The organism is Pseudomonas sp. O230 (genome assembly GCF_045447035.1).
Taxonomy (GTDB): domain Bacteria; phylum Pseudomonadota; class Gammaproteobacteria; order Pseudomonadales; family Pseudomonadaceae; genus Aquipseudomonas.
On record NZ_JBJGXN010000004.1, the window covers coordinates 379,501 to 400,365 of the forward strand.

20 protein-coding genes are annotated in these 20,865 nt (G+C 58.3%); 14 read left to right on the plus strand and 6 right to left on the minus strand.

Annotation, left to right across the window (positions count from 1 at the left end; genetic code table 11):
- Nucleotides 1-36: 36 nt before the first annotated feature.
- A complete protein-coding gene (locus tag ACI77H_RS10595) occupies nt 37-492 on the minus strand; it encodes a DUF721 domain-containing protein (RefSeq protein ID WP_017340487.1) in 456 nt (151 codons plus the stop codon).
- Nucleotides 493-799: 307 nt separating this feature from the next.
- On the opposite strand from ACI77H_RS10595, the gene secA reads away from it, so the two are divergent.
- The 4 genes from secA (at nt 800) to ACI77H_RS10615 (ending at nt 6,677) form a co-directional block, all read left to right on the plus strand.
- Nucleotides 800-3,535 carry a preprotein translocase subunit SecA gene (gene secA / locus ACI77H_RS10600; protein WP_407011856.1) on the plus strand — a complete coding sequence of 912 codons (2,736 nt, stop codon included), beginning with the start codon at nt 800-802 and terminating at the stop codon, nt 3,533-3,535.
- Nucleotides 3,536-3,657: 122 nt separating this feature from the next.
- A complete protein-coding gene (gene argJ / locus ACI77H_RS10605) occupies nt 3,658-4,875 on the plus strand; it encodes a bifunctional glutamate N-acetyltransferase/amino-acid acetyltransferase ArgJ (RefSeq protein ID WP_407011857.1) in 1,218 nt (405 codons plus the stop codon).
- Between the two features lie 222 nt (nt 4,876-5,097).
- On the plus strand, nt 5,098-5,730 hold the full coding sequence (locus tag ACI77H_RS10610; protein WP_407011858.1) for a glutathione S-transferase family protein: 633 nt from the start codon (nt 5,098-5,100) through the stop codon (nt 5,728-5,730).
- A complete protein-coding gene (locus ACI77H_RS10615) occupies nt 5,727-6,677 on the plus strand; it encodes a Nudix family hydrolase (protein ID WP_407011859.1) in 951 nt (316 codons plus the stop codon). Before ACI77H_RS10610 ends, ACI77H_RS10615 begins: the two co-directional genes overlap by 4 nt.
- Before the next feature lie 121 nt (nt 6,678-6,798).
- On the opposite strand, the gene ACI77H_RS10620 is transcribed toward ACI77H_RS10615, so the two are convergent.
- Genes ACI77H_RS10620 through ACI77H_RS10630 form a run of 3 tightly spaced genes read right to left on the minus strand, consistent with a single transcriptional unit; the run spans nt 6,799 to nt 10,382 of the window.
- A complete protein-coding gene (locus ACI77H_RS10620) occupies nt 6,799-7,380 on the minus strand; it encodes a cob(I)yrinic acid a,c-diamide adenosyltransferase (protein WP_407011860.1) in 582 nt (193 codons plus the stop codon).
- A 2-nt stretch (nt 7,381-7,382) separates the two neighbouring features.
- Entirely contained in the window at nt 7,383-9,419 is a 2,037-nt protein-coding gene (locus ACI77H_RS10625) for an ATP-binding protein (RefSeq protein WP_407011861.1), read from the minus strand.
- 45 nt (nt 9,420-9,464) lie between these two features.
- Complete coding sequence (locus ACI77H_RS10630) at nt 9,465-10,382, minus strand: putative 2-dehydropantoate 2-reductase (RefSeq protein WP_407011862.1); 918 nt, start codon at nt 10,380-10,382, stop codon at nt 9,465-9,467.
- Nucleotides 10,383-10,522: 140 nt separating this feature from the next.
- Between ACI77H_RS10630 and ACI77H_RS10635 the strand changes: the two genes are divergently transcribed.
- Both ACI77H_RS10635 and ACI77H_RS10640 read left to right on the plus strand, forming a co-directional pair.
- Nucleotides 10,523-11,008: a YajQ family cyclic di-GMP-binding protein gene (locus ACI77H_RS10635; protein ID WP_007906601.1), complete on the plus strand. Its 486-nt coding sequence runs from the start codon at nt 10,523-10,525 to the stop codon at nt 11,006-11,008.
- Between the two features lie 140 nt (nt 11,009-11,148).
- Nucleotides 11,149-11,991: a mechanosensitive ion channel family protein gene (locus ACI77H_RS10640; RefSeq protein WP_407011863.1), complete on the plus strand. Its 843-nt coding sequence runs from the start codon at nt 11,149-11,151 to the stop codon at nt 11,989-11,991.
- Between the two features lie 84 nt (nt 11,992-12,075).
- Here ACI77H_RS10640 and ACI77H_RS10645 read toward each other — a convergent pair whose 3' ends face one another.
- Complete coding sequence (locus ACI77H_RS10645) at nt 12,076-13,389, minus strand: OprD family porin (RefSeq protein ID WP_407011864.1); 1,314 nt, start codon at nt 13,387-13,389, stop codon at nt 12,076-12,078.
- Between the two features lie 917 nt (nt 13,390-14,306).
- Between ACI77H_RS10645 and ACI77H_RS10650 the strand changes: the two genes are divergently transcribed.
- Complete coding sequence (locus tag ACI77H_RS10650; RefSeq protein ID WP_407011865.1) at nt 14,307-14,732, plus strand: HIT domain-containing protein; 426 nt, start codon at nt 14,307-14,309, stop codon at nt 14,730-14,732.
- A gap of 3 nt (nt 14,733-14,735) precedes the next feature.
- Nucleotides 14,736-14,942: a SlyX family protein gene (locus tag ACI77H_RS10655; RefSeq protein WP_407011866.1), complete on the plus strand. Its 207-nt coding sequence runs from the start codon at nt 14,736-14,738 to the stop codon at nt 14,940-14,942.
- 62 nt (nt 14,943-15,004) lie between these two features.
- Here ACI77H_RS10655 and ACI77H_RS10660 read toward each other — a convergent pair whose 3' ends face one another.
- Complete coding sequence (locus ACI77H_RS10660; protein WP_407011867.1) at nt 15,005-15,607, minus strand: cold shock domain-containing protein membrane protein; 603 nt, start codon at nt 15,605-15,607, stop codon at nt 15,005-15,007.
- Nucleotides 15,608-15,915: 308 nt separating this feature from the next.
- On the opposite strand from ACI77H_RS10660, the gene ACI77H_RS10665 reads away from it, so the two are divergent.
- From ACI77H_RS10665 to ruvC, 6 genes are all read left to right on the plus strand, one after another.
- The gene (locus ACI77H_RS10665) at nt 15,916-16,386 is read left to right on the plus strand and encodes a Dps family protein (RefSeq protein ID WP_407011868.1); all 471 of its coding nucleotides are present in this window, start codon (nt 15,916-15,918) and stop codon (nt 16,384-16,386) included.
- 259 nt (nt 16,387-16,645) lie between these two features.
- Nucleotides 16,646-16,984, plus strand: coding sequence for a ribbon-helix-helix domain-containing protein (locus ACI77H_RS10670; protein ID WP_407011869.1), 339 nt, complete (start codon nt 16,646-16,648; stop codon nt 16,982-16,984).
- A gap of 136 nt (nt 16,985-17,120) precedes the next feature.
- Nucleotides 17,121-17,342 carry an FmdB family zinc ribbon protein gene (locus ACI77H_RS10675; RefSeq protein WP_010457489.1) on the plus strand — a complete coding sequence of 74 codons (222 nt, stop codon included), beginning with the start codon at nt 17,121-17,123 and terminating at the stop codon, nt 17,340-17,342.
- Between the two features lie 100 nt (nt 17,343-17,442).
- The gene (gene aspS, locus ACI77H_RS10680) at nt 17,443-19,218 is read left to right on the plus strand and encodes an aspartate--tRNA ligase (RefSeq protein WP_407011870.1); all 1,776 of its coding nucleotides are present in this window, start codon (nt 17,443-17,445) and stop codon (nt 19,216-19,218) included.
- 120 nt (nt 19,219-19,338) lie between these two features.
- Nucleotides 19,339-20,085, plus strand: a complete 747-nt coding sequence (locus ACI77H_RS10685) for a YebC/PmpR family DNA-binding transcriptional regulator (protein WP_008072427.1) — start codon at nt 19,339-19,341, stop codon at nt 20,083-20,085.
- 179 nt (nt 20,086-20,264) lie between these two features.
- Nucleotides 20,265-20,789 carry a crossover junction endodeoxyribonuclease RuvC gene (ruvC, locus tag ACI77H_RS10690; RefSeq protein WP_019693260.1) on the plus strand — a complete coding sequence of 175 codons (525 nt, stop codon included), beginning with the start codon at nt 20,265-20,267 and terminating at the stop codon, nt 20,787-20,789.
- Nucleotides 20,790-20,865: the final 76 nt, after the last annotated feature.

Consider the following 20,865-nt stretch of genomic DNA (forward strand, 5'->3'; position numbering starts at 1 on the left):
AGCTAAAGCCGGTCTCGCTCCCACCATGGATGTGTGTCAGTCCTTGGGTTTGGCGTGAGCCGCCAACCGCTCCAGCGCTGCTCGCAGATTAGGATCGCTGATCCCCTCCGCCGTCGCCTGAATCGTCGCGCCCGCATCGCTGGACAAACTGATGGTATGCCCGGCCGCTCCTTGCTGAACGGTCGGCGGTTGCACCTTGAACAGAATCCGCGTCAGGCTGGCAAACTCATCGAACATCTGTAATTGCCGTTGCAGACGCTTCTGTTGATAACGCAGGCGCGTTGCCCAATGACCGTCAGTGACAATCAGCAACAGACTGCCTTCGCGCCACGACGCCACATGGCAATGCTCGCGGGCGGCGGGCTGCAATTGGCTTTCGAGCAGGCGTTGTAAATGACCCAGGCGTTGAGCGTGGCCAAAAATGGCTTTCAGCGGTTTGGCTTCGCGAAGCAGAACAGCGGGTGCTCTGGCCGTAAGAGGGCGAAATGCCATGATCAGACACCTGAAGTAACAGAGCCGCCATGGTAGCAGAAAGCACTGGATGCGCCCGAGCCATTGCTTTGCGCGTGCTTTACCCATTAAATCAACAAGTAACTTCTGCTGTAACTGGCTTGAAGTTCAGCAAAAAGCCCTTATTTTAAGTGAGCCCCGTAACTGCGCAGTGCATGCATCGTGGAATAACGCCACTTTCCTCACCATCGTTTCCGGGTAGAATGCTCGTTCGCATGCGGCCATGAGGGCTGCACGGGCGACTCACGGGGCCGCCCTCCATCCCTTTAGTGTGGAAGATCCTGCCGATATGTTTGCGCCTTTGTTAAAGAAACTTTTTGGAAGCAAGAACGAGCGTGAAGTCAAACGCATGCTCAAGACGGTGCAATTCGTCAATGCCTTCGAAGAGCAAATGGTGGCCCTTTCGGACGATCAATTGCGTGCCAAGACAGATGAGTTCAAGGCCCGCATCGCCAAAGGGGAAACCCTCGACAAGCTGCTGCCAGAAGCCTTTGCGGTCGCACGCGAAGCCGGCAAGCGCGTCATGGGTATGCGTCACTTCGATGTCCAGCTGATCGGCGGCATGACCTTGCATGAAGGCATGATCGCGGAAATGCGTACCGGTGAAGGCAAGACCCTGGTGGCTACACTGGGCGTTTACCTCAACGCGCTGTCCGGCAAAGGCGTGCACGTGGTGACCGTGAACGACTACCTGGCCCGCCGTGACGCCAACTGGATGCGTCCGCTCTACGAATTCCTCGGCATGACGGTCGGTGTGGTCACGCCATTCCAGCCGCCGGAAGAGAAGCGTCTGGCCTACGCCGCCGACATTACCTACGGCACCAACAACGAATTCGGTTTCGACTACCTGCGCGACAACATGGCGTTCAGCATGGAAGAAAAATTCCAGCGCGAACTCAACTTTGCCGTGATCGACGAAGTCGACTCCATCCTCATCGACGAAGCCCGTACCCCGCTGATCATTTCCGGTCAGGCCGAGGACAGCTCCAAGCTGTACATCGAGATCAACAACCTGATCCCGCAGCTGGAACTGCACGTTGAAGAAGTCGAAGGCGAAGTCACCAAGGCCGGTCACTACACCGTTGACGAGAAGACCCGTCAGGTCGAACTCAACGAAGCCGGTCACCAGTTCATCGAAGACATGCTGACCCGTGTCGGCCTGCTGGCTGAAGGCGAAAGCCTGTATTCAGCGCACAACCTGGGCCTGCTGACCCACGTTTATGCCGGCCTGCGTGCGCACAAGCTGTTCAATCGCAACATCGAATACATCGTGCAGGACGGTCAGGTAGTCCTGGTCGACGAACACACCGGTCGTACCATGCCGGGTCGCCGTCTGTCCGAGGGCCTGCACCAGGCCATCGAAGCCAAGGAACATTTGAACATCCAGGCCGAAAGCCAGACATTGGCCTCGACCACGTTCCAGAACTACTTCCGTCTGTACAACAAGCTGTCCGGCATGACCGGTACTGCGGACACCGAAGCGTTCGAATTCCATCAGATCTATGGTCTGCAGGTCATGGTCATCCCGCCGAACAAGCCTTTGGCGCGTAAAGACTACAACGACCTGGTGTTCCTGACTGCCGACGAGAAATACGCGGCGATCATCAACGACATCAAGGAGTGCATGACCCAGGGCCGTCCGGTGCTGGTGGGTACTGCCACTATCGAAACTTCCGAGCACATGTCTGCGCTGCTGCAGAAGGAAGGTATCGAGCACAAGGTCCTGAACGCCAAGTTCCACGAAAAAGAAGCCGAGATCATTGCTCAGGCCGGTCGTCCAGGCGCACTGACCATCGCCACCAACATGGCCGGTCGTGGTACCGACATCCTGTTGGGCGGTAACTGGGAAGTGGAAGTCGCGTCTCTGGAAGATCCAACGCCGGAGCAGATTGCCCAGATCAAGGCCGACTGGCAGAAGCGTCACCAGCAAGTGCTCGAATCGGGCGGTTTGCAGGTTATTGCGTCCGAGCGTCACGAATCGCGCCGTATCGACAACCAGTTGCGTGGTCGCGCCGGTCGTCAGGGTGACGCCGGTTCCAGCCGTTTCTATCTGTCGCTGGAAGACAGCCTGATGCGCATCTTTGCCTCTGACCGGGTGAAGAACTTCATGAAGGCATTGGGCATGCAGTCCGGTGAAGCGATCGAGCACCGCATGGTGACCAACGCCATCGAGAAGGCTCAGCGCAAGGTTGAAGGCCGCAACTTCGACATCCGCAAACAACTGCTCGAGTTCGACGACGTCAACAACGAACAGCGTAAAGTGATCTATCACATGCGTAACACGTTGCTGGCCGCCGACAACATCGGTGAAACCATCGCCGACTTCCGTCAGGACGTACTCAACGCGACTGTCAGCGCCCACATTCCACCGCAATCGCTGCCTGAGCAGTGGGACGTGGCCGGTCTGGAAGCGGCGTTGCAGAGCGACTTCGGTGTGGCGCTGCCGATCCAGCAATGGCTCGACGAAGACGATCACCTGTACGAAGAGACCCTGCGCGAGAAACTGATGCAGGAGCTGATCGCGGCGTACAACGAGAAAGAAGACCAGGCAGGCGCCGAGGCGCTGCGTACCTTCGAGAAGCAAATCGTTCTGCGCGTTCTGGACGATCTGTGGAAAGACCACCTGTCGACCATGGACCACCTGCGTCACGGCATCCACTTGCGTGGCTATGCGCAGAAGAACCCGAAGCAAGAGTACAAGCGCGAGTCGTTTACGCTGTTCTCCGAGTTGCTGGATTCGATCAAGCGCGACTCGATCCGTGTGCTGTCGCACGTCCAGGTTCGCCGTGAAGACCCGATCGAAGAAGAACAACGCCTGCGTCAGGAAGCCGAAGCACTGGCGGCGCGCATGCAGTTCCAGCACGACGAAGCACCGGGTCTCGAACAACCCGAACTGCTCGGTGAAGAGGTTGATGTAGCCCTCGCCATCGCACCGGTTCGCAACGAACAGAAGCTGGGCCGTAACGAGCTCTGCTACTGCGGTTCGGGCAAGAAATTCAAGCATTGCCACGGGCAGATCCAGTAAAACCCGTTTCATACGCTGAAATATCCGCGCCGCGACCGGCATCAGCCGTCGCGGCGTTTTGCCATTTACACCACCGTTCTTCCTGAAAGCGGTGCTGACATCATTTATTAAGGAGCGCATTCATGGCTGTTGGTCTTGGTCCTTTGCCAACGTTGCACCCGGTTGCCGGTTTTGAACTCGGTATCGCTTCGGCCGGCATCAAGCGCCCGGGGCGCAAGGATGTCGTGGTCATGCGCTGCGCCGAAGGTTCGACCGTGGCGGGTGTGTTTACCCTGAACGCCTTTTGCGCCGCTCCGGTGATCCTCGCCAAGCAACGCGTGCAAGGCCCGGTGCGTTACCTGCTGACCAACACTGGCAATGCCAACGCCGGCACTGGCGAACCAGGTCTGGCCGCCGCCGAGCGCACCTGCGCGAAGCTGGCTGAACTGACCGGCGTGGATGCCAGCCTGGTGCTGCCTTACTCCACGGGTGTGATCGGCGAACCGCTGCCGGTCGAGAAGATCGAAGGCGCGTTGCAAGCGGCTCTCGACGACCTGTCGGTGAACAATTGGGAAGCGGCCGCCACCGGCATCATGACCACCGATACCCTGCCGAAGGGCGCCAGCCGCCAGTTCCAGCATGACGGCGTGACCATCACCGTCACCGGCATCAGCAAAGGCGCGGGCATGATCCGTCCGAACATGGCCACCATGCTCGGCTACATCGCCACTGACGCCAAAGTCTCCCGCGATGTGTTGCAAAACCTGTTGCTGGACGGCGCCAACAAGTCGTTCAACCGCATCACCATCGATGGAGACACCTCGACCAACGATTGCTGCATGCTGATTGCCACCGGTCAGGCTGCGCTGCCGGAAATCACCTCCGCCAGTGGTGAGTTGTTCGCCAAGCTGAAGCAGGCCGTGTTCGAAGTGTGCTTGGACGTGGCCCAGGCCATCGTTCGTGACGGCGAAGGCGCGACCAAGTTCGTCACCGTTGAAGTCAACGGCGGCGGCAATCACCAGGAATGCCTGGACGTCGGCTACACCGTGGCGCACTCGCCGCTGATCAAGACCGCGCTGTTCGCCTCCGACCCGAACTGGGGCCGCATCCTGGCGGCGGTCGGCCGTGCTGGCGTACCGAACCTGGACGTGAGCAAGATCGACGTGTTCCTCGGCGAAGTCTGCATCGCCAGCCGGGGCGCCCGCGCATCGACCTACACCGAAGCCCAGGGCGCGGCGGTGATGCAGCAGGAAGAAATCACCATCCGTATCGAACTGGGTCGCGGCGACTGCAGCGAAACCATCTGGACCACCGACCTGTCCCACGAATACGTGAAGATCAACGCCGAATACCGTACCTGATTCCTCTGTAGGAGCCGGCTTACCGGCGAAGGCGTCTTCAGCAGCGATTGATAGGTTGAAGCCGCTGCCGCTATCGCTGGCAAGCGAGCTCCTTCAGTTGACCCCGTCGGCCACAAGACTGGTGGCTGACGAAGATCCCTGTGGGAGCGGGCTTGCCCGCGATGACGGCCGACCGGACTCCAGAGATTCTGGCTCGTCCCCTCTGACAAGAAGGCACCTAGCATGTCCTTGCACCTGATCATCGGCGACAAACTGCATTCCTCCTGGTCCCTGCGCGGCGCGCTGGCCCTTGACCTGGCCGGTGCCCCGTACACCGAAGAACTGATCAAACTGAACCAGCCGGACACCCGTGAGCGGTTGCTCAAGCATTCGCCAACCGGCAAAGTCCCGCTGCTGAAAACCGAGCACGGTACCGTTGCCGATTCCCTGGCGATTGCCGAGTACCTCGCCGAACAGTTCCCCGACGCTGGCCTCTGGCCTAAAGATACCGCCGCCCGCGCCCAGGCACGTTCGGCGTGCGCCCAGATGCATGCCGGTTTCTTCGCCATGCGCGGCAACATGCCGTTCGACCTGAGCCGCGACGCCCCGTTGTCGCCAACGCCGGCTGACGTCCAGGCGGACATCGAACGCATGCTGGCGTTGTGGGCGGAGTGCCGGGCAGTCGCGAGCGAAGCCGGTCCATTCCTGTTTGGCGGCGCGACCCTGGCCGATGCCTTCTTCGCACCGATTGCCGTACGCCTGCGCACCTACCAGGTGAAGTTACCGGCGGCGGATGAGGCCTACGTCGAAACGATCTACCAATGGCCAGCCTTCAAGGCCTGGCAAAAGGCGGGTCTGGAGGAGGTCGGGCAGTGAAACGAGTACACGTAGCCGCCGCGGTTATCCGCGATAGCAGCGGCAAGATCCTGATCGCCCGGCGTGCCGACACTCAGCATCAGGGCGGTCTTTGGGAGTTCCCGGGTGGCAAGGTCGAGGCTGACGAATCCGTGCAAACCGCGCTGGCCCGTGAGCTTCATGAAGAACTGGGGATTGTGGTCAACGCCGCGCGACCGTTGATCAAGGTCCGTCATGACTATCCGGACAAGCAAGTGTTGCTGGATGTCTGGGAGGTCTCGGACTTTTCCGGCGAACCTCACGGCGCCGAAGGCCAGCCTTTGGAATGGGTGGCGCCGCGCGATCTGCCGAGCTATGAATTCCCGGCCGCCAACCAGCCGATCGTTGCGGCGGCGCGGTTACCTGGGGCGTACCTGATTACGCCTGAAGATCTGGAAACCCCGGCGCTGCTGCGCGGTATCCAGAAAGCCATCGCCAACGGGATCAAGCTGATCCAGCTGCGAGCGCCCAACGGCTACGACCCGAAATACCGCGATCTGGCGGTGGACGCGGCGGGGCTGTGTGCCGGCAAGGCGCAGTTGATGATCAAGGGGCCATTCGAATGGCTGGGCGATTTCCCGTCGGCCGGTTGGCACATCACCTCGGCACAATTGCGCAAATACGCGGCTGCCGGCCGCCCGCTACCGGCGTCGCGCTGGTTGGCGGCATCCTGCCATAACGCTGAGGAACTGGCGCTGGCCGAGCAGATGGGCGTGGATTTCGTGACCCTGTCGCCGGTGCAGCCGACCCTGACACATCCGGGGGCTCCGCCGTTGGGCTGGGAACAGGCTTCGGTGTTGATCGAGGGGTTCAGCAAACCGGTGTTCTTGCTGGGTGGTGTGGGGCCAGCACAAGTTGATAAAGCCTGGGCGGCAGGCGCCCAAGGTGTCGCGGGGATTCGGGCATTCTGGCCTGATGCTTTGGTGTAACTACCGGCCTCATCGCGGGCAAGCCCGATCCCACAGGTTTAGTGGCGTTCACAGATTTTGTGTACGACACCGGTCACTGTGGGAGCGGGCTTGCCCGCGAAGGCGTCCTTGGAGGCGCCGACTAAACCTCAGGCTTCACCGCCGGCTGCCACAAAATTTCCGCAATCCCCTGCCGTTTGGCGATCAACCGCGCCGCCACAAACAGCAGGTCCGACAGCCGATTGATATAGGCCAACCCAACCCCGGTCAACGGCTCGACGGCATTCAAATGCTGACACCGCCGCTCGGCACTGCGCGCCAGGCTTCGGCACACATGCGCCTGGGCAATCAGCGTGGAACCCCCGGGCAGAATGAAGTTCTCCAGCGGTCCGAGTTCCTCATTCCACACATCGATCGACGCTTCCAGGCGTTCAATTTCCGTCGCATTCAGCGCCTGATACACCGGCATCGCCAGCTCTCCGCCCAGATCGAACAGCCGATGCTGGCAAGACGCCAACACCTCGATCACTTCGTTCAATCCTGGAAACTGGCCACGTTCCTCTTCCAGCCCGGCCAACAGCACGCCGACCTGGCTGTTCAGCGTATCGACTTCGCCAATGGCCTCGATTCGCGGGTGATCCTTAGGCACGCGGCGGCCGTCGCCCAGCCCGGTTTCGCCTTTGTCGCCGGTGCGGGTGTAAATCTTCGACAAGCGAAAGCCCATGGTTACCTCGAAAGCTGATTGAGTTCTTGGGAGACGAGCGGGGTGCTCGTCAACGGCAGGCGCAAGGTAAAACACGTGCCCTGGCCCAGGGTCGATTGCACTTCCATCTGACCCTTATGGTTGTTGGTGATGATGAAATACGAAACCGACAGGCCAAGCCCGGTGCCCTGGCCGATTTCCTTGGTGGTGAAGAATGGCTCGAAGGTGCGTTTGCGCACGCTCTCGCTCATGCCGATGCCGTTGTCCTCGACCTGGATTTCCGCCCACGGCGGATTCAGCTTCGTGCGCAGGATGATCCTTCCCGGCTCGCAGCCGTCCTCGCGCTGGTGAATGGCTTGCGCGGCGTTTTTCAGCAGGTTGAGCAGCACCTGTTCAAGTTCGTTGGCTGTGCCCGGCACTGGGCCCAGAGCGGGATCGAACTGACGAATGATCGCCTGCCCCTTGAAGTCGAAGCCAATTGCCAGGTCAAAGTCGTTGCCGGCGATTTCCACGGCTTGATCAATCAGCGCCGGCAAATCGCAGGGCGCCATTTGCCGCGTGCTGCGGCGGCTGAAGCTGAGCATGTGGGTGACGATTTTCGCCGCCCGGGCGCCTGCTTGTTGAATGCCGTCGAGCAACTGCGGCACCTCACGTGCTTTCAAGTACTCATTGACCGTGTCCAGTTCGATGCCGACATGCTCCGCTTGTTCGAGGTTTTTCGGCAATTCGGGGGACAGGCGTCGGCGAATATTCTGCACGTTGTGCAGGATTGCGCCGAGCGGGTTGTTGATCTCGTGGGCCATGCCGGCGGCGAGACCGCCGACCGAGAGCATTTTTTCCGACTGCACCATCATTTCTTCCAGCGACAGGCGCTGGGTGATGTCGTCGATCCGGATCACCACGCCACGACCGGCACCGCCCATCAGCGGGTAGAAGGTCAGGGCGTAATGCTTGGGTTCTTCATCCTTGAACCACGTCACGCGTTCGATCTTCGCCACCGTGTGCTGCTCGACGGTTTGCTTGAGCTGCGGCAGAAACGGCTTGAGCGGTTCGAAGGCGAGGAAGATTGGCTGATTCAGCGCTTCGTCCAGGCGTGTTCCGGAGAGGGCGCTGGCCTCCTGATTCCACTGTGTCACGTAAAGCTGCTCGTCCAGGGCAATCAGCGCCGAGGGCATGGAGTCGATGATGCTGTTGAGGTAATTCTGGAACCCGGTGAGTTTCTTCTCGATCTTGCTGCGCACCTGGACTTCGAGCTCCAGTTTGCGGTTGGTGTGGCGGGTTTCTTCGGCCAGGCCCTGGGCCTGATCGTAAGCGGCCTGGGAGTCGTCCCGCGCCCGTTTCAGTTGCTGCTCCCGTGCCTCGATGCGCGAGAGCATGGTGTTGAACGCCTCGGCCAGACTGCCGATTTCATCGTGGTTGCCGCGGGAGGCTCGCAGGGCGTAGTTCTCTTCCCGGGTAACTTGCCGGGACAACTCTTCGAGTTGATGGATCGGTCGGGTAATCAGGCGTTTGATCTGGCGGGCAATCACCAGCCACAACAGCACGCTGAAGATCAGAATGCCGAGGCTGGCGGTCAGGGTCCCAGTATAGAAAGCCATCGGCAGTTCGCTGCTGGCGACCAGCAGCAAGTGGCCGGGTGCAGTGCCGGGGCGGGGCAGGGTGATTATTTGGTTGCTGCGAAATTCGGTGGCTTGCCAGGATTCGATGTGGCGGTAGCGCTCCGGCAGGTTCAAATGATCGCCGCGTTGCAGCTGCGCCAGCCTTTCGCCCTTGCCGTCATACAGCGCCGCTGCGCGCAATGGTGAATAACTGTTGAGCTCATTGAGCAGCCGTTCGGCGCTCTGCGGCGACTGTAATGCTTCCGCCACCAGGCTCGGGTTGGACACCAGTCGGCCGATGGTCTGCAAGGCCTGGGGCGCCATGCTTTCCTGGGAAATGTAGTACGCGGCGCTGATAAAGGTCAGGTTGGCAACCAGCAGAACGGTGGTCAACAGCACCAGCAGGGCGGCCAGCAATTTCTGGCCGACGGGAAGGTTTTCAAGGCGCTGGCGCAATGGCATCAGGTTTTTCGCTGAAAAGGAACAAGTGGCCAGCGTAGCCGCTGCTCAGTCGCTGGGCAATCCAAGGCTGTGCAGATGGGCGATCAACCGCTGTTGCAACTGGTTGAGGTGCGGAAGGTTCAGTTTATGTCGCGAAGCCACTTTGCAGACGTAGCCCAACAGGTAGCTGATTTCGGTTCGGCGTCGATTCGCGACGTCCTGGTACATCGAGGAGTAATTGGCTGCTGTGGCGTGAATCACCCGCTCAACCTCCTGCTGGAGGTCTTCGGCGGCTGCCGGTTGGCCGCAGCGCTCAAGCAATTCGGTCAGTTCGCCGCAGAGGGTGGCGACTTCACAATGATGGTCCTGTAATCCGCCATTGCGGCAATCATGCAACACCGTCAACGGATTGATCGCACAGTTGAGTGCGAGTTTTCGCCAGAGCCTTGTGAGAATGTCGGTGCTCCATTCGTGGGGGATTCCGGCGGCGCTCACGTCATCCAGCCAGATCGGCGCCACGGGATGACCGGCATCCCCCAGCCAGGTGTAACCGTGGCCGGCGAACACCACGCGCCAGTCACCGTCGCGAAACGCGCCTTCAGTGCTCGAGGCGCAGATGCAACGCGCCTGCGGCACCTGCGCGGCGACGGCGTCCTGACTGCCAAGCCCGTTCTGCAACAGGATCAGCTCGGCGCCGGGCGCGAGGCGTGGTGCCAGTCGGGCCACGGCCTGCTCGGCATCGTAGGCTTTGCACGCCACCAGCAGGCGATTGATCGGCTCTTCGCTGTCGGCCGTCTCGCCGGGGATGGCATACGTTGTTGCCTCACCGTGCTCCACCAGCGTCAAGCCCCCCGCTGCCTGATAAGCCTGCAAGCGCGACACATCCCGCAGGATCAGTCTGACCGGTACCCCGGCTCGCGCCATACGAGTGGCCCATAACGTGCCGAGGCTGCCGGCGCCCAGAACATGCCAGGTGGTGGACATCAGCTTTTTGCTCTGTTTAAGGCGCGCATCGGACGCTCGCAGTGAATGAAGGGAAAGACCCGTTATAATCAGCGCGGATTTTAACCGCAAGCCAGGCGTGCTCCTTCGTGATCGAGCGCGCCCTTTATTGGAGAGATTACATGCCGTCGTTCGACGTGGTATCCGAACTGGACAAACACGAAGTCACCAACGCGGTCGAGAACGCCGTCAAGGAACTCGATCGTCGTTATGACCTGAAAGGCAAGGGCACCTTCGAGTTCAAGGAAAAGGACCTGACCGTCAATCTGACCGCTGAAGCCGATTTCCAGCTCGAAGCAATGATTGAGATCCTCAAGCTGGCGCTGGTCAAGCGCAAGATCGACGTGCAGTGCCTTGAAGTCAAGGATGCCTACGCGTCGGGCAAGCTGATGAAGCAGGAAGCCGTCCTCAAGGAAGGCATCGATAAAGAGCTGGCGAAGAAAATCGTCGCTCACGTCAAGGACGCCAAACTCAAGGTGCAGGCCGCCATTCAGGGCGAGCAAGTGCGTATTACCGGAAAAAAACGTGACGATCTGCAGGAAGCCATTGCGGCCCTGCGTGCCAAGACGTTCGACATGCCGTTGCAGTTCAACAACTTCCGCGACTGACCTTTCAGGCGGGAACCTCTCGGCGTTTTCGGCGTCCGAGGCCCAAGCAGCGGCAGAAGGACTGGTCCCGGGGAGGGCGCAGTCTTTTCTGCCGCTTATTTTTTTCGCGTGCCGGGTGGCCGGAAATCAGGAGAACGTAGATGGACTTGAATGCTGAAGTGGACAACCTGGTCAAGGCGTCCCAAGCCTGGATTCCGATGATCATGGAATACGGCAGTCGTGTGCTGCTGGCGATACTTACGCTGGCCATTGGCTGGTGGTTGATCAACAAAGTGACGCAAAAACTTGGCGGCCTGCTCGCACTGCGTAACGCCGACCTGGCCCTGCAAGGCTTCATCAGCAGCCTGGCGAACATTATTCTCAAGGTGTTGCTGATCGTCAGTGTGGCGTCGATGATCGGCGTGGAAACCACCTCCTTCGTCGCGGCGATCGGTGCGGCGGGTCTGGCCATTGGCTTGGCGTTGCAGGGTAGCCTGGCGAACTTTGCCGGTGGCGTGCTGATTCTGTTGTTCCGTCCGTTCCGTATCGGTGACTGGATCGAAGCTCAAGGGGTTGCCGGCACTGTCGACAGCATTCAGATCTTCCACACCGTGCTGCGTACGGGCGACAACAAAACCATCATCGTTCCTAACGGCAACTTGTCGAACGGCATCATCACCAACACTAACCGTCAACCCACCCGCAAGGTTGTGTTTGATGTCGGCGTGGATTATGAGGCGGACTTGCAGAAGGCTCGCGAAGTATTGCTGGAACTGGCCAATGATGAACGCATCCTGGCTGAGCCGGCTCCGCAGGCTGTCATTTCGACGCTGGGTGACAGTTCGATCACTGTTTCCTTGCGCGTGTGGGTGAAGACGGCGGACTACTGGGATGTGATGTTCATGTTCAACGAGCAGTCCCGTGACCGGTTGAAAACGGCGGGTATCGATATTCCGTTTCCACAGCGAGTCATTCGCGTGGTTCAGGAATCTGCGGTGCAGTAAGCAATAAAAAAGGCGCCGACCTTAATCAGGTCGGCGCCTTTTTGGTTCAACAGCGCTTCAAGACGCTGTCGAACTACTGGGCAATTACAAGATGCTCAGTGGGTATTCAACGATCAGGCGCACGTCGTTGTTGTTGCCGTTGTTTCCGAGATTGTCATTTGCACGGTAAACCGCGCTACGGAAACGGAAGGACAGGTCTTTAGCCGGGCCTTCTTGCAAGACGTACTTGGCTTCGTAGTTGAGTTCGTGTTCCTTGCCTTCGCCAGCACCACCGGTATCGATATTGTCGCCCTTGACGTATCGGGCCATGAAGCTCAGACCTGGCACACCGTAGGAGGCCATGTTGAGGTTGTAGGCAGCCTGCCAGGAACGTTCATCTTTATTGTTGAAGTCGGAGATTTGGATGGAGTTGGCTACGTAGATAGTACCGTTGCCGTCTACGCCATAAGCGTAACCCGCGTCACCCGTGGAGCGTTGGTGAGCGATGGTGAACTTGTGCGCGCCCAAAGTGTAGGCAGCTGCCAAGGACCAGATTTTGTTGTCAACTTCACCAGCCAGTTCCTTACCATCACCCTTGGTTCTGTAGCCGTTGAAGTCGAAGTTCAAAGACTGGGTGTCTGCGATCGGCAGGGTGTAGTTGAGGTTGATGTATTGCTTCTTGAAGTAGTCTTCAACGTCGGAAGCAGCGATGCCGCCCGCGAAATTGTCAGAGAACTGATAGGTTGCGCCACCAATGTTGGCGCTGGTCAGGCCTTTGGTGCCCTTGCCATTAATGCTGTCACGGCCCATGCCAGTTTGCGAACTCAAGGCAGTGAAGCGACCGCCATATACTTCCAGGCCCTGGATTTCCTTGCTGGTGATCAAGGTGCCGGTGGCAACTTCAGGCAGCATGCGGCTATCGTCAGTGGTGAAAACCGGGCTGGCTACAAATTGGTTACCGTATTTCAGGACGGTGTCAGACAGGCGGAATTTTACAGCGCCGCCAGCTCTGGACTGAGTGTCTTCCGGGTTGCCGTCGCTGTCATTGGCGAACAAACCATTACCCGCGCGACCGGAACCACCATCAACTTTGACGGAGCCGCCTGCAAATGCGTCTACACCGACACCGATGGTGCCTTGGGTGAAGCCGGATCCATAAGTGAGCAGTTCGCTAAGACCGGTATCCTGGCGATAGCCGCTGAGTTTGTTGTTCGGGCCAGAGGTGTAGTTGCCGTTGGCTCTACGGACGTTACCATTGCCGTCTTTGTAATCGCGGTTCATGTACTCCATACGGGTCTTGGCGACCAGAGTACTGTCTTCGATAAAGCCCTTGGATTCTTCCTGGGAAGACGCAATTGCGAACTGCGAGGTGCCTGCTGAAACAGCCAGTGCGATCATGCTCCACTTCATCACGCGCATCGTGATTTGCTCCTTTGGTTTTTAGAAGAGTACTGCCGTCCCACCTGTTTTATTATCTGGGCGGCTCTTTCTTTTTGTGTCGGCGCAAACTTATATCACGCCGACCATGTTGGCGATACTTGCGTATCTAACCTTTCAGCTTCTTTACGACCCTGTCGTAAACAGCTTGGTAGATGTCGCAAATTTACAGCCCCAATGCAACCGGAATGACAACTGCAGGCGCTGTTTTCCAAGGCTTGAGCATCGGTAAAAAGAGTCCCTGGTGAAACGTTTGAATCTCCATCGGGCGACCCTGCCACTGTTTTTATTTGCCTGAAGGCTCCCACTTCCGGTGGTTGCTTTGCAGGCGATATGAGTGTGAATGCAACAAGCGTGCACAAATCAGGAAACGGCTGTTTTTTTTTATGAACGCCTGCCTGTTACCGTAAAAACCTCATAAAACCGGGGGTTACAAGCACCTTTTGATGGGGCTTGACGCCATGGTTTGCATCGTGTTGTGCCGTCCCGGTCGACTGCGTGACAACCAAAAACGTTACCGGTTCACCCCGCCAGTGAGTAATTGGCGGATACCCGACGCACTCAGCGTAGACGCACTGTGCGGTTTTGGTGCAAAAAATCTTAATCGCTGTGCTGAATTCATACAGCATGACTATTGGGTGAGTGCGAACAGGTCGTTGTCTGCCAGTCATTTCAGCGTTTTTTGCATGGTTATCGGTTCTGTAATGGTGCGCCCTTGCGAAAAATGTCTCTTATCGGGGCGTACATTCTGCAGTTCGCTCAAATTTCGTTGGGCCTGCGGCCGTGGTTCGTCGTGAAGCCGGCGGTGTTCGCAGGTATGCTGCCGTCCTGTCGCTTGGTGCGTCGTCCTGTGTGAGGGGCGCTAAGCTGAAAATGATGACCAGACGGGAGTGCGCGCAGTGTTCGCTTTAGATCCACGGCTTCAACAAGACACGCTACCGATCGGAGATTTCCCGCTCAGCCGGTTGCTGTTGTCCAACGATTCGAATTATCCCTGGTTCATCCTGGTGCCACGTCGCGAGGATATCAGTGAGTTATTTCAGTTGAATGTCGCCGATCAGCAGCAAATGTGGGAGGAAACGACCGCGCTGGCGGAAATACTCAAGGACTCGTTTGACGCGGACAAATTGAATGTCGCTACATTGGGTAACGTCGTCAGCCAGCTGCATATGCATGTGATTGTGCGCAAACACGAGGATGCCGCCTGGCCAGCTCCGGTTTGGGGCAAGCACCCGGCGAAGCCTTACAGTGCAGAGCAGATCGAGGTGATTCGTGAGCGGCTGCGACTGGTGTTGACCAATGACTTTACGTTTCTGGAGGGTTGAATCATGAGCCTGGAAGAACGCGTTAATGATCTTGAAAGCCAGTTGGCCTTTCAGGATGACACCATCCAGGCATTGAGCGATGTGCTGGCGACGCAGCAGCGTGCCGTTGAGCGTCTGCAACTGCAAATGGCCGCATTGCTCAAGCGGCAGGAGGAAATGGCTGGCCAGTTCGAAACGTTCGAAGAAGAAGCGCCACCACCGCATTACTGAACATGCAGGCCAAAAAAAACCGCGGACAGCCATGCAGTTCGCGGTTTTTTTTCAGCCTTGAATCAGCGTCGCGGCAATGCGGCGATCACGTCCTCGGCTTGCAGGCCCTTGTCACGATTCATGACGGAGAACTCCACGCGCTGGCCTTCGACCAAAACGCGATGACCTTCGCCACGAATGGCCCGGAAATGCACAAAAATATCATCGCCGGAATCACGGGAAATGAACCCGAAGCCTTTGGATGTATTGAACCACTTCACGGTGCCGGTATCGCGGTTGGTCATGTCATAGCTTGGCGAAGCAGTGGCCGGTGAAGATTTGTAGAAGCTGATGGCCAGGTGCAGAAGCACGGCGATCAGGGCCGCCAACAGGCTGAACAGAACGGCAGGTTGACCGGCGATGACAGGCATCGGCGCTAGCAACGTCAGGGTTTGCAATACGACAGTGAGGACCAGCAGGGCGCTGACCAGATTTTGCAGTTGATGACGCGGGCCTTTGTTCCAGTAAGGGATAACAGGAGCGAGGGTGAGGTTGAGCAGGCCGAAAAAGGCCAGGTAAAGCGCATCGGGTTGTTGCAGGTAAGGAACAGCTTCGGATCGCAGGCTAGGGATGAAGGACAGCAGCAGGGCCGCTGCGCCCATTAGCAGGTGGACGATTTTCAACATTTTGATTAACTCACGTTAAGACGGATCACAAGGAAGAGCTGACGGAGCACGGTTCGCTTCAGAACAATAAGAGGCGTTGGGCACGTACCCGCTATCAGCCTATGCGCAACGCCCGGAAAAATAGGGCTTGGCGACACACTGTCTATTTAACAGCAAAGCTTGCAGCTACTCAAATCAGGGAGTCCAGCGGTTCACCGGGGGCGTTTTGTCGCAGGGGGCGGGGGCATTCCCGGCTGCGGTGTGGCGACAGGCTTGCTAGAGTGGTTCTGCACCTGTCGGATGAATTCGATCACCTTTAGGGGAAAAACATGGCAATCGATATCGGTATCAGTGAAGAGGATCGCAAGTCCATCGTCGACGGACTTTCGCGTCTGCTGTCGGACACTTATGTACTTTATTTGAAAACCCATAACTTCCACTGGAATGTCACCGGTCCCATGTTTCGGACCTTGCACCTGATGTTCGAGGAGCAATATAACGAGTTGGCCCTGGCCGTCGATTCGATTGCCGAGCGTATTCGTGCGCTGGGCTTTCCTGCTCCGGGTGCCTATTCCATTTATGCGCGCCTTTCTTCTATTAAGGAGGAACCGGGCGTGCCCAGCGCAGAAAACATGATCAAGCAACTGGTCGAAGGGCAGGAAGCCGTCACGCGTACGGCGCGCGGGATCTTTCCCCTGCTCGACAAAGTCAGCGACGAGCCCACGGCGGATTTACTGACCCAGCGCATGCAGGTTCACGAGAAAACCGCATGGATGTTGCGCTCATTGCTGGATGAGTAACGCGTTCAGCGCGCGGATGGCGCCTTGCGGGCGTTGTTCGCGCTCGGTCGTTCCTGCCCCTTTTCGTTGAATGATTTTGCGTCAGTGTATGTAGGAAATAGTCCGGACTAGGACGGTCTCCATGATCCGCCTTCAGTTGTTGGCTTATCCTACGTGGATGGTCAAAAAGTCATCTGGATATAACTTTGCGCCTGCGCTTTTATAAGAATCACAGCATGACTCTTATAAGAACCAGGGATGGCAAAGGAGTGTCAACGGTATGGTTTATGAAGACAGGCGAAGCGAGGGGAGGAACGGTTCATTCAGGGATGTAAGGATCGATCCGTTTGTCAGTGAGTTCGATATGGGCCTGGCCCAGCCATTATCCCGATCCGTACGCTTGAATGGCTTTGCCACCTGCTTGCGGCTTGAGCAGGTGTATTGGGATATTTTGGGGGAAATGGCCAGGATCAATTGCTGCTCGGTCAGTGCGTTGTTGTCCCACGTGGATCGAGAAGTGCATTTGCGCCACGGCGGGGTGAAGAATTTCAGCGGGCTGGTGCGGGTTGTCTGCGTTGTGCACAGCCTGAAGGAGGGGAGTTGCGTCGTCATGGTTTAGCCGTGATGGTGGAATGTATCGTGTGTCAGTCTGTGCAGTCTTACGGCTGCACAGGCTGCATTTAATGGATATAATCCCGCTCTTTGCCGCAAAACCCAGCGTGCGCGGTAGCAATCTGATCGCCGAGACAACCCCCATGCCGATGTACGACTATCAATGTGCTTCCTGTGGTCATCAGTTGGAAGCCATTCAAAAGATCAGCGCAGCACCGCTGGTCGACTGCCCTGCCTGCCAGGCGCCAGAGCTGAAGAAGATGCTGTCCATGCCGGGCTTCCGCCTCAGCGGAACCGGCTGGTACGAAACCGATTTCAAGACCGGTTCCAAGAAGAACCTGGCCGGCGGCGATAAAGCCGACTAGGGTCTGGAGCCTGAGTTGAACGACACGTGCGAGCTCTTGCATCACCCCGTGTGCAAGGCCTCTAACCGAATTTCGAATTACGAGAAGTGAAACCACTACCATGATGCGCAGCCATTATTGCGGCCAACTGAACGAAAGCCTGGAAGGCCAGGAAATTACCCTTTGCGGATGGGTTCACCGTCGCCGTGACCACGGTGGGGTGATTTTCCTCGATATCCGTGATCGTGACGGTCTGGCCCAGGTGGTGTTCGACCCTGACCGCGCTGAAACCTTCGCCGCCGCCGACCGCGTGCGCAGCGAATACGTGGTGAAAGTGACCGGCAAGGTACGCCTGCGTCCGGCCGGTGCCACCAACGCCAACATGGCGTCGGGCATGATTGAAGTGCTGGGCTACGAGCTGGAAGTGCTGAACGAATCGGAAACCCCGCCGTTCCCGCTCAACGAGTTCTCCGACGTCGGTGAAGAAACCCGCCTGCGTTACCGCTTCCTCGACCTGCGTCGTCCGGAAATGCTCGAGAAGCTGCGTCTGCGTTCGCGCATGACCACCAGCATCCGTCGTTACCTCGACGAGAACGGCTTCCTCGACGTCGAGACGCCGATCCTGACCCGCGCCACCCCTGAAGGTGCTCGCGACTACCTGGTGCCGAGCCGTACTCACGCCGGTTCGTTCTTCGCCCTGCCGCAATCGCCGCAGCTGTTCAAGCAACTGCTGATGGTCGCCGGCTTCGACCGTTACTACCAGATCGCCAAATGCTTCCGCGACGAAGACCTGCGTGCCGACCGTCAGCCTGAATTCACCCAGATCGACATCGAAACCAGCTTCCTCGATGAAAAAGACATCATGGGCCTCACCGAAGGCATGATCCGCACCTTGTTCAAGGAAGTGCTGGATCTGGAATTCGGCGACTTCCCGCACATGACCTTCGAAGAAGCCATGCGTCGTTACGGTTCCGACAAGCCGGACCTGCGTAACCCGCTGGAACTGGTGGACGTTGCCGACCAGCTCAAAGAAGTCGATTTCAAAGTTTTCAGCGGCCCTGCCAACGATCCGAAATGCCGTGTTGCCGCATTGCGCGTTCCAGGCGCGGCGAGCATGCCGCGCAAGCAGATCGACGACTACACCAAGTTCGTCGGCATCTACGGTGCCAAGGGCCTGGCGTACATCAAGGTCAACGAGCGTGCCAAAGGCGTTGAAGGTCTGCAGTCGCCAATCGTCAAGAACATCCCTGAAGCCAACCTCAACGTGATCCTCGATCGCGTGGGTGCGGTCGATGGCGACATCGTGTTCTTCGGTGCCGACAAAGCCAAGATCGTCAGCGAAGCCCTTGGCGCTTTGCGCATCAAGGTCGGCAATGACCTGGACCTGCTGACCTGCAAGTGGGCGCCAATGTGGGTCGTCGACTTCCCGATGTTCGAAGAAAACGACGACGGCAGCTTCAGTGCCTTGCACCACCCGTTCACCGCGCCGAAGTGCACCCCGGAAGAACTGGAAGCCAACCCGGCGACCGCGCTGTCCCGTGCCTACGACATGGTCCTGAACGGCACCGAGCTGGGTGGCGGTTCGATCCGTATCCACCGCAAGGAAATGCAACAGACGGTATTCCGCCTGCTGGGTATCAATGAAGCCGAACAGGAAGAGAAATTCGGCTTCCTGCTCGACGCCCTGAAATACGGCGCGCCGCCGCACGGTGGCCTGGCCTTCGGTCTGGACCGTCTGGTGATGCTGATGACCGGCGCCCAGTCGATCCGTGAAGTGATCGCCTTCCCGAAAACCCAAAGTGCTGCCGACGTGATGACGCAAGCACCGGGTGCTGTCGATGCCAAGGCATTGCGCGAATTGCACATTCGTTTGCGCGAAACGCCAAAGGCTGAGTAAGGCTGACCCTGAAGGCGCATCCTCATGGGATGCGCCTTTTCTTTAGGTCGAGATTTTTTGTTTGCTGGCCGGCACTCCGTGTGTGGCGGGCAATGTTTCAAAGAGAATTCGGAGCGAGTTATGGCGGGTCATTCCAAGTGGGCGAACATCAAGCACCGCAAAGAACGTCAGGATGCCAAGAAGGGCAAGATTTTCACCAAGTGGATTCGTGAACTGACCGTTGCTGCCCGCCAGGGCGGCGGTGATCCGGGCTCCAACCCGCGCCTGCGTCTGGCGCTGGACAAAGCGCTGGGTGCGAACATGAGCCGCGACATCATTGATCGCGCAGTGGCTCGCGGTGCGGGTGCTGCCGATACCGACGACATGGTCGAGCTGACCTACGAAGGCTACGGCCCGGGTGGCGTGGCGGTAATGGTCGAGTGCATGACCGACAATCGCAACCGCACTGCAGCGGCTGTTCGCCATGCCTTCAGCAAATGCGGCGGCAATCTCGGTACCGACGGCTCCGTGGCTTATCTTTTCGAACGCAAGGGGCAGATTTCCTTCGCCCCGGGCGTGGATGAAGACGCGTTGATGGAAGCGGCCATGGAAGCCGATGCCGATGACGTGGTCACCCACGAAGACGGCTCGATTGACGTGTTCACCTCGTTCGCCGGTTTCTACTCCGTGCGTAATGCGCTGGAAGCTGCAGGTTTCAAAGGTGATGACGCGGAAATCGTCATGCTGCCGACCACCAGTGCCGAGCTGGACCTGGAAGGTGCCGAGAAAGTCCTCAAGCTGATCGATATGCTCGAAGATCTGGATGACGTACAGAACGTCTATTCCAACGCGGATATCCCCGAGTCGGTGGCCGCACAGCTCGGTTGATCGCTCGCGCCATTGTGTAGGAGCCGGGTTGCCGGCGATGAGGCCCTCAAACCTTGCGCCGCTCTTGAGGTCGCCATCGCTGGCAAGCCAGGCTCCTACAGGTTGGCGGTGTTCTTCCGTCATGTCTCATCGACACTGCCTGTTCGATGCTGGCCTCACTCTTTCAAGCCGCAGGCGTTATGACTTTAATTCTTGGTATCGACCCCGGTTCGCGCATCACCGGTTATGGCGTGGTACGCGATACCGGGCGTGGCTGCGTATACGTGGCGTCGGGCTGTATTCGCACCGGTTCCGGCGAGCTGCATGAGCGTTTGCAAATCGTCTATCGCGGCGTGCGTGAAGTCATCCAGACCTACGGCCCGGTGACCATGGGCATCGAAAAGGTCTTTATGGCCCGCAATGCCGACTCCGCGCTGAAGCTCGGCCAGGCGCGCGGTGCGGCAATCGTTGCCGGTGCCGAAGAAAATCTGGAAATCGCTGAGTACACGGCCACCCAAGTCAAGCAGGCAGTGACTGGGACCGGCGCGGCGAATAAAGAGCAGGTGCAAATGATGGTCATGCACATGTTGAAGTTGACCAGCAAACCGCAAATCGATGCCTCGGACGCCCTGGCCATTGCCATTTGCCATGCTCACACCCGTTCCAGCCTGTTGCCGCATGGCCTGGGCACGGCACGCAGTCGTGGCGGGCGCCTGCGTCTCTGATAGCATCAGCAGTCTTTTTTACGGAATCAGGGTTTTGTGCCTGTGTTGTCGGCGCAAAACCCTTGTTCTGTCAGTC